The 12837-nt window shown below is 71.6% G+C and carries 13 protein-coding genes; 12 read left to right on the top strand and 1 reads right to left on the bottom strand.

The genetic code is table 11. From position 1 onward, the window contains the following. Positions 1 to 328: 328 nt before the first annotated feature. Positions 329 to 2458, bottom strand: coding sequence for an elongation factor G-like protein EF-G2 (locus tag FLV34_RS31060; protein ID WP_142648926.1), 2130 nt, complete (start codon positions 2456 to 2458; stop codon positions 329 to 331). A 267-nt stretch (positions 2459 to 2725) separates the two neighbouring features. On the opposite strand from FLV34_RS31060, the gene pgsA reads away from it, so the two are divergent. The 12 genes from pgsA (at position 2726) to ruvA (ending at position 12809) form a co-directional block, all read left to right on the top strand. Next, on the top strand, positions 2726 to 3331 hold the full coding sequence (pgsA, locus tag FLV34_RS31055) for a phosphatidylinositol phosphate synthase (RefSeq protein ID WP_142648977.1): 606 nt from the start codon (positions 2726 to 2728) through the stop codon (positions 3329 to 3331). Beyond that, positions 3328 to 4302 carry a phosphatidylinositol mannoside acyltransferase gene (locus FLV34_RS31050; protein WP_142648927.1) on the top strand — a complete coding sequence of 325 codons (975 nt, stop codon included), beginning with the start codon at positions 3328 to 3330 and terminating at the stop codon, positions 4300 to 4302. Before pgsA ends, FLV34_RS31050 begins: the two co-directional genes overlap by 4 nt. Next, positions 4299 to 5432: a glycosyltransferase family 4 protein gene (locus tag FLV34_RS31045; protein ID WP_142648928.1), complete on the top strand. Its 1134-nt coding sequence runs from the start codon at positions 4299 to 4301 to the stop codon at positions 5430 to 5432. The genes FLV34_RS31050 and FLV34_RS31045 overlap by 4 nt, the downstream gene beginning before the upstream one ends. Before the next feature lie 40 nt (positions 5433 to 5472). Further along, positions 5473 to 6012: a hypothetical protein gene (locus FLV34_RS31040; protein WP_142648929.1), complete on the top strand. Its 540-nt coding sequence runs from the start codon at positions 5473 to 5475 to the stop codon at positions 6010 to 6012. A 135-nt stretch (positions 6013 to 6147) separates the two neighbouring features. Continuing rightward, positions 6148 to 7152: a DUF3048 domain-containing protein gene (locus tag FLV34_RS31035; protein WP_142648930.1), complete on the top strand. Its 1005-nt coding sequence runs from the start codon at positions 6148 to 6150 to the stop codon at positions 7150 to 7152. Positions 7153 to 7259: 107 nt separating this feature from the next. Continuing rightward, entirely contained in the window at positions 7260 to 8174 is a 915-nt protein-coding gene (gene pdxS, locus FLV34_RS31030; protein WP_147944781.1) for a pyridoxal 5'-phosphate synthase lyase subunit PdxS, read from the top strand. Positions 8175 to 8256: 82 nt separating this feature from the next. After that, on the top strand, positions 8257 to 8682 hold the full coding sequence (locus tag FLV34_RS31025; protein WP_147944780.1) for a MarR family winged helix-turn-helix transcriptional regulator: 426 nt from the start codon (positions 8257 to 8259) through the stop codon (positions 8680 to 8682). A gap of 88 nt (positions 8683 to 8770) precedes the next feature. After that, the gene (gene pdxT / locus FLV34_RS31020) at positions 8771 to 9361 is read left to right on the top strand and encodes a pyridoxal 5'-phosphate synthase glutaminase subunit PdxT (RefSeq protein WP_142648932.1); all 591 of its coding nucleotides are present in this window, start codon (positions 8771 to 8773) and stop codon (positions 9359 to 9361) included. Positions 9362 to 9364: 3 nt separating this feature from the next. Further along, positions 9365 to 10117 carry a YebC/PmpR family DNA-binding transcriptional regulator gene (locus FLV34_RS31015; RefSeq protein ID WP_142648933.1) on the top strand — a complete coding sequence of 251 codons (753 nt, stop codon included), beginning with the start codon at positions 9365 to 9367 and terminating at the stop codon, positions 10115 to 10117. A 138-nt stretch (positions 10118 to 10255) separates the two neighbouring features. Beyond that, complete coding sequence (eis, locus tag FLV34_RS31010; protein ID WP_147944779.1) at positions 10256 to 11452, top strand: enhanced intracellular survival protein Eis; 1197 nt, start codon at positions 10256 to 10258, stop codon at positions 11450 to 11452. A 110-nt stretch (positions 11453 to 11562) separates the two neighbouring features. Then, a complete protein-coding gene (ruvC, locus tag FLV34_RS31005; protein ID WP_147944783.1) occupies positions 11563 to 12192 on the top strand; it encodes a crossover junction endodeoxyribonuclease RuvC in 630 nt (209 codons plus the stop codon). Next, complete coding sequence (gene ruvA, locus FLV34_RS31000) at positions 12189 to 12809, top strand: Holliday junction branch migration protein RuvA (protein WP_142648935.1); 621 nt, start codon at positions 12189 to 12191, stop codon at positions 12807 to 12809. Before ruvC ends, ruvA begins: the two co-directional genes overlap by 4 nt. Positions 12810 to 12837 lie beyond the last annotated feature (28 nt).

Raw genomic sequence — 12837 nt, 5'->3', positions numbered from 1 at the left:
CCGCCGTGTCAACGTCCTGCACGCGATTCTGCGGCACAGGAGGCCGTACGACCCTAGCCATGTCCGGGCTGCGGTGGCTTGACAAAAGCATTAGGCAGCTTCCCCCATGATTTGCCAGTAAGTCAGGCCATAAGTCTTACATCGGCAAAAGAGCGGTTTAGCCAGAAAAACGAAATGAATTTGTGATGCGGAAGTGACGCGGGGCACCTCGTGGGGCTCCCCGGGCCCCGGGCACGCGAAACCCCGCCCGAGGAGACAGTGCCGTTGAGCTGGGCGGACCCCGGCGGGCGGGAGGCGGGCCGCCGGAGTCCGCGAACCGTTCCGGCCGCTACTCGCTCGCGGCGGCGACCTTGTCGGCGAGGTGGGCGGGCAGCGGCTCGTACCGCAGGAAGGAGCGGCTGAACGTGCCCGTCCCGTGGGACAGCGAGCGCAGGTCGATCGCGTACCGCGTGATCTCCAGCTGCGGCACCTCGGCGCGCACCAGCGTGCGGCCCGTGCCCACCGGCTCGGTGCCGAGCACCCTGCCGCGCCGGGAGGACAGATCGGACATCACGGCTCCGACGTAGTCGTCGGACACGAGCACCGACACCTCGTCCACCGGTTCGAGCAGGTGCGTCGCCACCTTGGACGCGGCGTCCTTGAGCGCGAGCTGCCCGGCGATCTGGAAGGCCATGTCGGAGGAGTCGACCGAGTGGGCCTTGCCGTCGTAGAGCGTCACGCGGACGTCGACCATCGGGTAGCCGGCGACGACCCCGCGCTCCATCTGGGCCCGCACGCCCTTCTCCACCGACGGGATGAACTGCCTCGGCACCACGCCGCCCACGATCTTGTCGACGAACTCGAACCCGCCGCCCGACGGCAGCGGCTCGACCTCTATGTGGCAGATCGCGTACTGTCCGTGGCCGCCGGTCTGCTTGACGTTGCGCCCCATGCCCTGCGCCTTTCCGGCGAACGTCTCCCGCAGCGGCACCCGCAGGTCGATCTTCTCGACCTCGACCCCGTGCCGCTTGGCCAGGCGGTCGAGCAGGACGTCGGAGTGCGCCTCGCCCATGCACCACAGCACGAGCTGGCGGGTCTCGGCGTTGTTCTCCAGCCGCAGCGTCGGGTCCTCCGCCACCAGGCGGCTCAGGGCCTGGCTGAGCTTGTCCTCGTCGGCCTTCGACTTCGCCCTGATGGCGACCGGCAGCAGCGGCTCCGGCATGGTCCACGCCTCGACCAGCAGCGGGTCGCCCTTGTCCGAGAGCGTGTCGCCCGTCTCGGTGTGCGACAGCTTGGCGACCGCGCAGATGTCCCCGGCGACGCACTTGCCCACGGTCCGTTGCATCTTGCCGAGCGGCGACGACAGGGCGCCCACCCGCTCGTCGACGTCGTGGTCCTCGTGCCCCCGTTCGGCCAGGCCGTGACCCGACACGTGCACCGTCATGTCCGGCCGCAGCGTGCCCGAGAAGACCCGGACCAGGCTGATCCGCCCGACGTACGGATCGCTCGTGGTCTTCACGACCTCGGCCACGAGCGGGCCGTCCGGGTCGGCGGTGCACTCCCTGCACGGCTTGCCGTCGATCGAGGTGATCTTGGGCAGCGGGTGCTCCAGGGGTGAGGGGAAGCCCTGCGTGACGATCTCCAGCAGCTCAAGCATGCCGACGCCGGGCGCCGTGGCGAGCACCGGATAGAAGCCGGCCCGGGCGACCGCCTTCTCCAGGTCGTCGATGAGCACCTTGGTGTCGATCGTCTCGCCGGAGAGGTAACGGTCCATGAGGGACTCGTCCTCGCTCTCCTGGATGATCCCCTCGATGAGGTCGCCGCGATACTGCTCGATGAGCGCGAGCTGGCCGGCGTCGGGCTCCCGCTCGGTCCTGCGCCCGCCGGTGTAGTCGAACAGCCGCTGCGACAGCAGGCCGAGCAGCCCGGTGCCGTTCACCGGCAGGTAGAGCGGCGCCACCCCGTCGCCGAACACGTCCTGGCAGGTGGCGAGCACCTCGTCGAAGTTGGCGCGCTGGTGGTCGATCTTGGTGATGACCACGGCGCGGGGCATCCCCACGAGCGCGCACTCCTCCCAGAGCATGCGCGTGAGCCCGTCCACACCCTCGGCGGCGGAGACGACGAACAGCGCCGCGTCGGCCGCGCGCAGGCCGGCCCGCAGGTCGCCGACGAAGTCGGCGTACCCGGGGGTGTCCAAGAAGTTGATTTTGATGCCGTTGTGGACGACGGGAGCGACCGACAGGTTGACGGAGCGCTGCTGGCGCACCTCCACCTCGTCGAAGTCGCTGACCGTGGTGCCGTCCTCGACCCGGCCGGGGCGCTGGATGGTGCCCGTCTCCGCGAGCAGCGCCTCGACCAGCGTGGTCTTCCCGGCCCCGGAATGGCCGACCAGCACGACATTGCGCACCATGTCCGGCCGATCGGCCGCGGGTGCCCTGCCCGCGGCCCCTGTTGTCGCGCCGGTTGATCTTTCGGCCACATCGCCTCCCGAATCTCTGAGCGGTCGGGATGGGCACGTGGCACGCACCCCGCGCCGGCCGCTCTGCCGTCGCTGTCCGCGCCCGGGGGCCTCGCCCTCTCAGGACCGTGCGGCGGCCGGCACGGCGGTTCACTTCCGTGTCGTCTCCGCGCGGCCCCGCGGGCGCGTGCTCTTCACCCTTTACCCATGTGGCGCATATCACAAGACTTTTCGGCGGAATGTGCTTGCGAGGTGCGGCGGCGCTGGATGGCCTACGATCGGACGGCGATGTTGAACATCCTGCGCCCCGCCGTCACCCGAGTCATGACCCCTCTGGGGCGAGCCCTCGCCCGCTGGGGGATCTCGCCCGATGTGATCACCACGATCGGCACGCTCGGAGTGGTGGCCTCCGCTCTCGTCTTCTACCCGCTCGGGCATCTGTTCGCGGGAACGCTCGTCATCACGTTCTTCGTGCTCGCCGACCTCCTGGACGGCGTGCTGGCCCGGATGACGGGCAAGGGGAGCACGTGGGGCGCCTTCCTGGACTCCACGCTCGACCGTCTCGGCGACGCCTCGATCTTCTCGGGACTGATCCTCTACTTCGTCCTCAAGGACGAGCAGGAGATCGTCCTCGCGGTCGTCGCGCTCTTCTGCCTCGTCGCGGGAGCATTGGTCTCCTACGCCAAGGCCAGGGCCGAGGGCCTCGGCATGTCCGCGAACGTCGGCATCGCCGAACGGGGGGAGCGTCTCGTGGTCGTGCTCGTGGCGGCCGGGCTGTCCGGCCTCGGCGTGCCGTACGTCCTGGCGGCCGGGCTCTGGCTGCTCGCCGCCGCCAGCGCCGTCACGGTGGTGCAGCGGATGGTGCACGTCTACAGACAGGCGGTGGTCAGATGAAGGGCTCGGACGGCCCACCCCCCGGGCGGTCCGCGCGACCCGGTGCGGTGCCCCTCGCCGACCGGCTGGTCGCGGCGGCGTACTCCGTCGGCTGGGCCGTGGTCCGATACGTGCCGGAACGGCTGGCCGCGTGGTTCTTCCAGGTGCTCGCCGACTGGCTGTGGCTCAGGCGCGGCAAGTCCGTGCGCCGCCTGGAGTCCAACCTGGCCCGCGTCGTCGGCGGCGACGCCGGCGACCGCGCCGTACGCGAGCTGAGCCGGGCGGGCATGCGCTCCTACTTCCGCTACTGGATGGAGTCGTTCCGCTTCGCCGCCTACACCCGCGAGCGCATCCTCGATGGCACCCGGGCCACCGGGGGCGAGCACATCTTCGACAACCTCGCCCGGGGCAGGGGAGTGGTGGTCGCACTGCCCCACATGGGCAACTACGACCTCGCCGGGGCCTGGCTGGTGCACATGGGCCACCGCTTCACCACGGTCGCCGAGCGGCTGAAGCCCGAGTCGCTGTTCGAGCGCTTCGTCGACTACCGCGAGCGGCTCGGCATGGAGGTGCTGCCGCTGACCGCCAAGGGCGGCGGCAGCGCGATGGCGTTCGGCACGCTCGCCAAGCGGCTGCGCGAGGGCAAGACGGTCTGCCTGCCCGCCGAGCGCGACCTGACCGCCTCCGGCGTCGAGGTCGACTTCTTCGGCGCGAGGACCCGCATGGCCGCCGGGCCCGCGGCGCTGGCGGTCCAGACGGGCGCCGCGCTGCTGGCCGCCGTGCTGTGGTTCGAGGGGGACGGCTGGGGCATCCGCATCCACGAGGAGATCCCCGTCCCGGCCGAGGGGACGCGCGAGGAGAAGGTCGGGGTGATGACCCAGGCCGTGGCGGCGGTGTTCGAGAAGGGCATCGCCGAGCATCCGGAGGACTGGCACATGCTCCAGCGCCTCTGGCTCGACGACCTGGAGCCCCGGGGCGGGGCGCAGTCGTGAACGTCGGCATCGTCTGCCCGTACACCTGGGAGGTCCCCGGGGGCGTGCAGGCGCACATCAGGGACCTCGCCGAGGCGCTCATCGAGGACGGGCACAAGGTGTCGGTCATCGCCCCCGCGGCCGACGACGCCGGCCTGCCGTCGTACGTGACCCCGGCGGGCCGCGCCGTGCCCGTGCCGTACAACGGGTCGGTCGCCCGCCTGGCGTTCGGGTTCCTGTCGGCCAACCGGGTGCGCAAGTGGATCAGGGAGGGCGGGTTCGACGTGCTGCACGTGCACGAGCCCGCCGTGCCGTCCCTCGGCGTGCTCGCCTGCTGGGTCGCTCGCGGCCCCATCGTGGCGACGTTCCACGCCTCGTACGAGCGGTCGCGGGCCATGTCGGTGGCCGCGCCGATGCTGCAGAGCGCGCTGGAGAAGATCACGGGCAGGATCGCGGTCTCCGAGGCCGCCCGCAAGACGCTGGTGGAGCACCTCGGCGGTGACGCGGTGCTGATCCCCAACGGCGTCACCGTGCGCAGGTACGCCGAGGGCGAGCCGCTGCCCGGCTGGGGTCCCGACGGCGACGTGATCGGCTTCCTCGGACGGATGGACGAGCCGCGCAAGGGCCTGGCCGTGCTGCTGGAGGCGTTCGCCCTGCTGGCTCCGGAGCGGCCGAGGCTGCGCCTGCTGATCGCCGGCCCGGGCGACCCCGACGACGTGCTCGGGCGGGTGCCGCGGGAGTATCGCGACAGGGTCGGGCTGCTCGGCATGGTCAGCGAGGCCGACAAGGTGCGCGCCTATCACTCCGTCGACGTCTTCTGCGCGCCCAACCTGGGCGGGGAGAGCTTCGGCATCGTGCTCACCGAGGCGATGTCGGCCGGGGCGCCGATCCTCGCCAGCGACATCCCCGCCTTCCGGCGCGTGCTGGACGACGGCCAGGCCGGTGCGCTGTTCACGACCGGGGACCCCGCGGCCCTGGCCAGGGAGGCCGCCCGGCTGCTCGACGACCCCGAGCGCCGCGCCAAGCTCTCCGACGAGGCCCGCCAGGCGGTGTGGAAGTACGACTGGTCGACGGTCGCGCGGGAGGTCGTGCGCGTCTACGAGACTGTCACCCACGCCAGCGCGGGCGTGGTAGAGGACGCGCTGCCATGACGATCCGTGGCGGTCAGGTCGCATACGCGGAGGTGCCGGCGTGACCACGACCCTGATCCTCGTGGCGGCCGTGGTCGTCGTGCTGTTCGCCGTCTACGTCTCCTGGCGGGCGGGGCGGCTCGACCGTCTCCACATCCGCCTGGAGACCGCCCAGGCCGCGCTCGACGCCGCGCTGCTGCGCCGCGCCGCGGTCTGCCTGGAGCTCGCCGGTTCGCGCATCCTCGACCCCGCCACCTCGCTGGTGCTCGCCGCGGCCGCCCACGAGGCCCGTACGGCGGGGCCGGACGAGCGCGAGCACGCCGAGAGCGACCTGTCGAGGACGCTGCGGGCGGTGGTCGACCAGGAGCGGTTCCGGGAGAAGCTGGCCGAGCACCCCGCGGGGGCCGCCCTGCTGGAGGAACTGGACACCGCGGTCGCCAAGGTCGTCTACTCGCGCCGGTTCTACAACAACGCCGCCGCCGTCACCCGTGCGGCGCAGCGGCGCTGGCTGGCCCGCACGCTGCACCTGGCCGGGCACACCGACCCGCCCCGCTTCTTCGACATCGATGACGAACCGCCCGAATCGCTCGCTAGTGGATAGTCACTTTTTGTCGGGCATTTCGGGCTGATCCCGGTAAGCTCATGCCGATTCATTGCCATGCTGGTCAACGGGTCCGCGTGGGCCAGGTCCGTCGTGCCTGGTGGCGAGGGCTTTCCATCGGGAGGAGCGGATACGGTGCGGGCAGGGATCGGCTTCACGCTGGCCATGGCGGTCGTCCTGACCGGAGCCGCGTGCTCGGGGGGCGACAAGCCCGTCGCCCAGTCCCAGGGGGCCAGTGTCGTGGAGTCGCCGACTCCGCCTCCGCCGCCTCCCGAGCATCCGTTCACCGGCCGCCCCATCGCCGCGCGCAAGCCGGTGCTCGCCGTGAAGATCGAGAACACCCACGCGGGCAAGCCGCAGATGGGCCTGCGCAGCGCCGACATCGTCTTCGTCGAGCAGGTCGAAGGCGGGCTCACCCGGCTCATGGCGATCTTCTCCTCGAAGCTGCCCGCCCAGGTGGGGCCGGTCCGCAGCGCCCGCATCTCCGACCTGCACATCCTCCCGATGTTCGGCAAGCCCGCCCTTGCCTACTCCGGCGTGCAGACGAAGATGATCCCCTATGTCCAGAAGGCCTCGCTGTTCGACGTGTCCGACAGCCGGGTCCCCGCGGCGTACACCCGCGCGGCCGGCCGGGTCGCGCCGTACAACCTGGTCGGCAGCCCCAGGAAGCTGCTCGCCAAGGCGCCGCAGGCGACCAGGGCGCACGACATCGGCTTCGTCTTCTCCGACGAGCCGCCGGCCGGAGGCACGCCGCAGAAGAGCGTCACCGTCCGCTATCCCGCGGCCCGCTTCACGTTCACGTGGTCGGCGTCGCAGAAGCGGTGGCTGGTGACGCAGGACGGCGAGAAGGACATGGCGGCCGAGGGCGGCCAGCAGGGCGCCCCCACGATCGTCATCCAGTGGGTGAAGACCGACCGCTCGGAGTTCCACGACTTCACCGGCAGCTACACCCCGCTCGTGCACACGGTGGGCAAGGGCACCGGCGTCGTGCTCAGGGACGGCCAGGCATTCCGGATCAAGTGGTCGCGCTCCTCGGAGAAGAAGGGCACCACCTACACCATGGCCGACGGCACGCCCATGCCGTTCGCCCGCGGCCAGGTCTGGGTCGTGCTCGCCTCGCGCAAGCCTGTCGCGCCGTGATGGACAAAGAGGCTGATCGACTCCGACATATGGGTGCGTGAGGTGCGGGATCGGTCACGGCCTACCATGGAGAGGATTCCGTAGGCCCGCCGTCGTGAGGTAGCACCGTGTCCAGCAGCACCCCCGAAGTCAACGAGACCACCGCCGTCGGCACCGCCCGCGTGAAGCGCGGCATGGCCGAGATGCTCAAGGGCGGTGTCATCATGGACGTCGTCACCCCGGAGCAGGCCAAGATCGCAGAGGACGCGGGAGCCGTCGCCGTCATGGCGCTGGAGCGTGTCCCGGCCGACATCCGCGCCCAGGGCGGCGTGTCCCGGATGAGCGACCCCGACATGATCGAGGGCATCATCAACGCCGTCTCCATCCCGGTGATGGCCAAGGCCAGGATCGGCCACTTCGTCGAGGCCCAGGTGCTCCAGGCGCTCGGGGTCGACTACATCGACGAGTCCGAGGTCCTCACCCCGGCCGACTACGCCAACCACATCGACAAGTGGCAGTTCACCGTGCCCTTCGTGTGCGGGGCCACCAACCTCGGCGAGGCGCTGCGCCGCATCACCGAGGGCGCCGCGATGATCCGCTCCAAGGGCGAGGCCGGCACCGGCGACGTCTCCAACGCCACCACCCACATGCGCAAGATCCGCGGCGAGATCAAGCGCCTCACCTCGCTGCCCGAGGACGAGCTGTACGTCGCGGCCAAGGAACTGCAGGCGCCGTACGAGCTGGTGGCCGAGATCGCCAAGACCGGCAAGCTGCCGGTGGTGCTGTTCACCGCGGGCGGCATCGCCACCCCGGCCGACGCCGCGATGATGATGCAGCTCGGCGCCGAGGGCGTGTTCGTCGGCTCGGGCATCTTCAAGTCCGGCGACCCCGCCAGGCGCGCCGCCGCCATCGTCAAGGCCACCACGTTCTACGACGACCCCGACGTGATCGCCAAGGTCTCGCGCGGCCTGGGCGAGGCGATGGTCGGCATCAACGTCGACGACATCCCCGTGCCGCACCGCCTCGCCGAGCGCGGCTGGTAGGCGCCGGAAGCCGGAGCGAAGACGCCCGGCCGGACATCCCGGCCGGGCGTTCGTGCTGTCCGCCCCGTTATCGTGGCCTGCTATGACGACCGACGACACGGCACGGCTCGCCGAGAACCTGTCGCGTGAGCTGCGCCACATCGTGATGCTGCTGCGCCGTACGACGGCGGGGCAGCCGGTCACCGCCCAGCAATACTCCGTGCTCGGCTCCCTGGAGGAGGGCGCGCGCCGGATGACCGAGCTGGCCGAGGAGCACGGCGTGCAGCTCCCGACGATGAGCGTGCAGGTCAGCCGCCTGGAGGAGGCCGGTCTCGTCGCGCGGGGCACCGACGCCTCCGACGCGCGGGTGCGCACCGTCGAGCTGACCGGCGAGGGACGCGACCGCCTCCGGGCCGTACGGCGGGCCAGGATCGCCTACCTGTCCGACCGGCTGGACGCGCTGACCGTCGAGGAGCGCACGGCCATAGCCCACGCCCTGCCCGCCCTCGCGAAGCTGGGCCGTGCCTGACGGAACACGCCGGCCTCGTCCGATCCGTCGTTTTGGGCCCGCAAGACCGCGGCCATACCCTGAACACGTCAGCACAGGAAGGGAAACCGTGACGTCCGCACCCAAGATCGGCGTGCTCGCCCTGCAGGGCGACGTGCGCGAGCACATCCGCGCTCTGGAGGAGTCGGGCGCCACCGCCACGCCGGTGCGCAGGCAGGAGGAGCTCGCCGCGGTGGACGCGCTGGTCGTCCCGGGCGGGGAGTCGACCACGATGTGGAAGCTCGCCGTCACCTTCGAGCTGCTCGAACCGCTGCGGCTGCGGATCAAGGAGGGCATGCCCGCCTACGGCTCGTGCGCCGGGATGATCATGCTGGCCGACCGGATCGAGGGCGGCATCGAGGGCCAGGAGACGCTGGGCGGCATCGACATGGTGGTCCGCCGCAACGCCTTCGGCCGCCAGGTCGACTCGTTCGAGGCCGATCTCGACTTCGCCGGACGGGGGACGATCAGGGCCGTGTTCATCCGCGCGCCCTGGGTCGAGTCCGTGGGGCCCGACGTGGAAGTGCTGGGCCGCACCGAAGCTGGGGATAGGATCGTCGCGGTCCGACAGGGACCGCTGCTCGCGACGTCCTTCCATCCGGAGCTGACGGGCGACGCGCGGGTGCACTCGTATTTTGTCGAAATGGTGAGGGAGCTCTAGGCGATGTCCGGCCACTCCAAATGGGCGACGACGAAGCACAAGAAGGCGGCGCTGGACTCCAAGCGCGGCAAGCTTTTCGCCAAGCTCATCAAGAACATCGAGGTCGCGGCCAGGACCGGCGGGCCCGACCCGGACGGCAACCCCACGCTGTTCGACGCCATCACCAAGGCCAGGAAGAACTCGGTCCCGATCGACAACATCGAGCGGGCCCGCAAGCGCGGCGGCGGCCTCGAGGCCGGCGGCGCCGACTGGCAGACGATCATGTACGAGGGCTACGCCCCCGGCGGTGTCGCGGTTCTCATCGAGTGCCTCACCGACAACCGCAACCGTGCGGCGTCCGAGGTGCGCGTGGCGCTGACCCGCAACGGCGGCTCGCTCGCCGACCCCGGCTCGGTGTCGTACATGTTCAACCGCAAGGGCGTCGTGATCGTCCCCAAGGGGTCGCTGACCGAGGACGACGTGCTCATGGCCGTCCTCGACGCGGGCGCCGAGGAGGTCAACGACCTCGGCGAGAGCTTCGAGGTGGTCTCCGAGGCCTCCGACCTGATCCCCGTGCGCAAGGCGCTGCAGGACGCCGGCATCGACTACGAGTCGGCCGAGATGAGCTTCGTCCCCACGCTCAACGTCCCCCTCGACGAGGAGGGCGCCCGCAAGGTCTTCAAGCTCATCGACGCGCTCGAGGACAGCGACGACGTGCAGAACGTCTGGGCGAACTTCGACGTGAGCGACGAGGTCATGGAGAAGGTCGGCGCCTGACGCCGGAGGCGGGCACGGGCCCTCGGCCCACATGGGCACGGGCCCTCGGCCCACATGGGCGCGGGGCCCGGCCCGAGGCCCCCGCGTGAGCGGAAAACCGGTGGCATGGCCGCCGGGGCCCGCATAGCTTGGCCGGTTGTGGACATCCGTCATCTCACGAGCGACGACCTGGACGCCGTCCTCGACACCCGCAGGCGCGCCTTCGGCCCGCTGTCCGGCGGCGACGTGGAGACCTGGCGCAAGCTCGTCACCCCGATGCTGCCCGAGGGCCGTTATCTGGGCGCCTTCGACGGCCCCCGGCTCGTCGGCGCGGCCAGGATCAACCCGTACGTCCAGTGGTGGCACGGCCGCCCGCTGTCCATGGGCGGCGTGGGGGCTGTGACGGTGGCGCCGGAGGACCGCGGCAGGGGCGTGGGCCGGGCGCTCACGCACGCGGTCATCGAGCGCTGCGCCGAGCTGGGCCACGTGGTCTCCGCGCTCTACCCGGCCACCACGCCCATCTACCGGAGCGCGGGCTACGAGCACGCCGGCGTGCTCCAGCGGGTCACCGTGCCCGCCGAGGCGCTGCGTACGCTCGGCGGTCCATCCGGTCTATCCGGCGCGTCCGGCGCGGTCAAGCTGCGCAGGATGGGCCCCGCCGACGCGGCCGAGGTCGTCGCCCTGGTCGGCCGGGTGCACACCGCCGCCCGCGCGAGCGGCCCGCTCTGCTTCGACGAGCGGACCTGGCGGCTGTGGCTGGAGGACGACGACGACTTCTGCTACCTGGCCGAGGACGGGTTCGTCGTCTACCGGTGGAGCGACGGGGACATCGAGGTCGACAACCTGCTCGCGGGGTCGGAGGCGACGGCCAGGGCCCTGTGGTCGCTGGTCGGCAGCTCCTCAAGCGTCGCCAAGTCGGTGAAGGCGTTCGTGGACCCGGCCGACCCGGTGCTCTGGATGCTGCGGGAGCGGTCGAGGGACGAGGTCAGCCAGACCCGGTGGATGTTCCGGCTGATCGATCTGCCCGCCGCTGTCGAGGGGCGCGGCTTCCCCGCCGGAGTCCGCGCCGAGATCCCCGTCGAGGTGACCGACGCCCTGCGCCCGGGCAACGCGGGCGCGTGGCTGCTGCGGGTGGACGGCCGCGCCGGCTCCATGACACGGCGGGACGCGCCGGGCGGTGAGAAGGCCGCCGGCGACGCGACACGGCTCGCGATCGGCGGGATGTCCGCACTTTTCGCCGGCGTCCCCGCGGCCACCCTCCGCCGGGCCGGCCTGCTGAGCGGCGGATCTCCCGACACCGATGACGCGCTGGACGCCGCCTTCGGCTGCACCGCGTACATGATCGACTACTTCTGACGCCCCCGCGCGGCCGCTGATCGCGATAGAGTGACCGACCGAACAGATGTTCGGCGCAGCGGCGGCCGCGCCGCCGGGATCAGGGAGGCGTGCCGGTGCGGATGCCCCAGCTGCGGGTGATGGGCGTGGACCCGGGGTTGACGCGGTGCGGTCTCGGCGCCGTGGAGGGCAGCCCGGGCGCGCCGCTGAGCCTGCTGTCGGTCGGGGTGGTCCGCACCCCGCCCGACGACGACATCGGGTCCCGGCTGGTCGTCATCGAGGCCGAGATCGAGCGCTGGCTCGACGAGATCAGGCCCGACGCGGTCGCCGTCGAGCGGGTCTTCGCCCAGCACAACGTCCGCACGGTGATGGGGACGGCCCAGGCGTCGGCCGTCGCGATCGTCTGCGCGGCCCGGCGGGGGCTGCCGGTCGCGCTGCACACGCCCAGCGAGGTCAAGGCCGCGATCACCGGCAACGGCAACGCCGACAAGAAGCAGGTCGGCACGATGGTCACCCGGTTGCTGCGGCTCGACGCCATGCCCAGGCCCGCGGACGCGGCCGACGCGCTCGCCCTGGCCATCTGCCACGTCTGGCGCGGCGGCGTGCAGCATCGCCTGGCCGACGCCCTGGCCAGGGCCCGTTCCGGCGGTGCCGCCGCCATCGGCACTGGTGGCACCGGGGGCACCGGGGGCTCTGGTAGGACTGGGAGACCCGGCGAAGTCGCGGCCGGGCGTCAGGACCGGGGAGGGAACACGCGGTGATCGCATCCGTTGCGGGGCAGGTGGCGGCGATCGGCGCCGACAGCGCCGTGGTCGAGGTGGGCGGCGTCGGGATGCTCGTCCACTGCACCCCGGGCACCCTGGCCGGGCTGCGGGTCGGTGAGCCCGCCCGGCTGTCCACCTCGCTCGTCGTACGCGAGGACTCCCTCACGCTGTACGGCTTCGCCTCCGACGACGAGCGCACGGTCTTCGAGCTGCTCCAGACGGCCAGCGGGGTCGGGCCGCGCCTGGCCCTGGCCATGCTCGCGGTCCACGCGCCCAACGCGCTGCGGGTCGCGGTGGCGAGCGCCGACATCAAGGCCCTGACGATGGTGCCCGGCATCGGCCAGAAGGGCGCGCAGCGCATCGTGCTGGAACTCAAGGACAAGCTCGGCACCCCGGCGGCGGCCGTCGACGCCGCGCTCAACGGCGCGGCGGCGGCGCCCGTCTGGCGCGACCAGGTCCACTCCGGGCTGGTCGGGCTCGGCTACTCGTCCAGGGACGCCGACGAGGCGGTCGCGGCGGTCACCGCGGAGGCCGAGGCGGAGCTCGCGGCCGGCCGCGCCCCGCAGGTGGCGGCGCTGCTCAAGTCGGCGCTGCGCGTGCTGAGCGTGCGGTGACCCTCGTGGCGGGCTGAAGGTTCCATGA

Source organism: Microbispora sp. CSR-4 (assembly GCF_008033685.1).
Lineage (GTDB): Bacteria > Actinomycetota > Actinomycetes > Streptosporangiales > Streptosporangiaceae > Microbispora.
Note: the sequence above shows the minus strand (reverse complement) of the source record. Positions and strands in the feature narration are given on the sequence as shown.

What these genes read in the sequence shown, in the direction of transcription:
- FLV34_RS31015 (WP_142648933.1), top strand. Translation starts at nt 9,365, where the DNA reads ATGTCCGGCCACTCCAAATGGGCGACGACGAAGCACAAGAAGGCGGCG.
- pgsA (WP_142648977.1), top strand. Translation starts at nt 2,726, where the DNA reads ATGTTGAACATCCTGCGCCCCGCCGTCACCCGAGTCATGACCCCTCTG.
- FLV34_RS31025 (WP_147944780.1), top strand. Translation starts at nt 8,257, where the DNA reads ATGACGACCGACGACACGGCACGGCTCGCCGAGAACCTGTCGCGTGAG.
- FLV34_RS31050 (WP_142648927.1), top strand. Translation starts at nt 3,328, where the DNA reads ATGAAGGGCTCGGACGGCCCACCCCCCGGGCGGTCCGCGCGACCCGGT.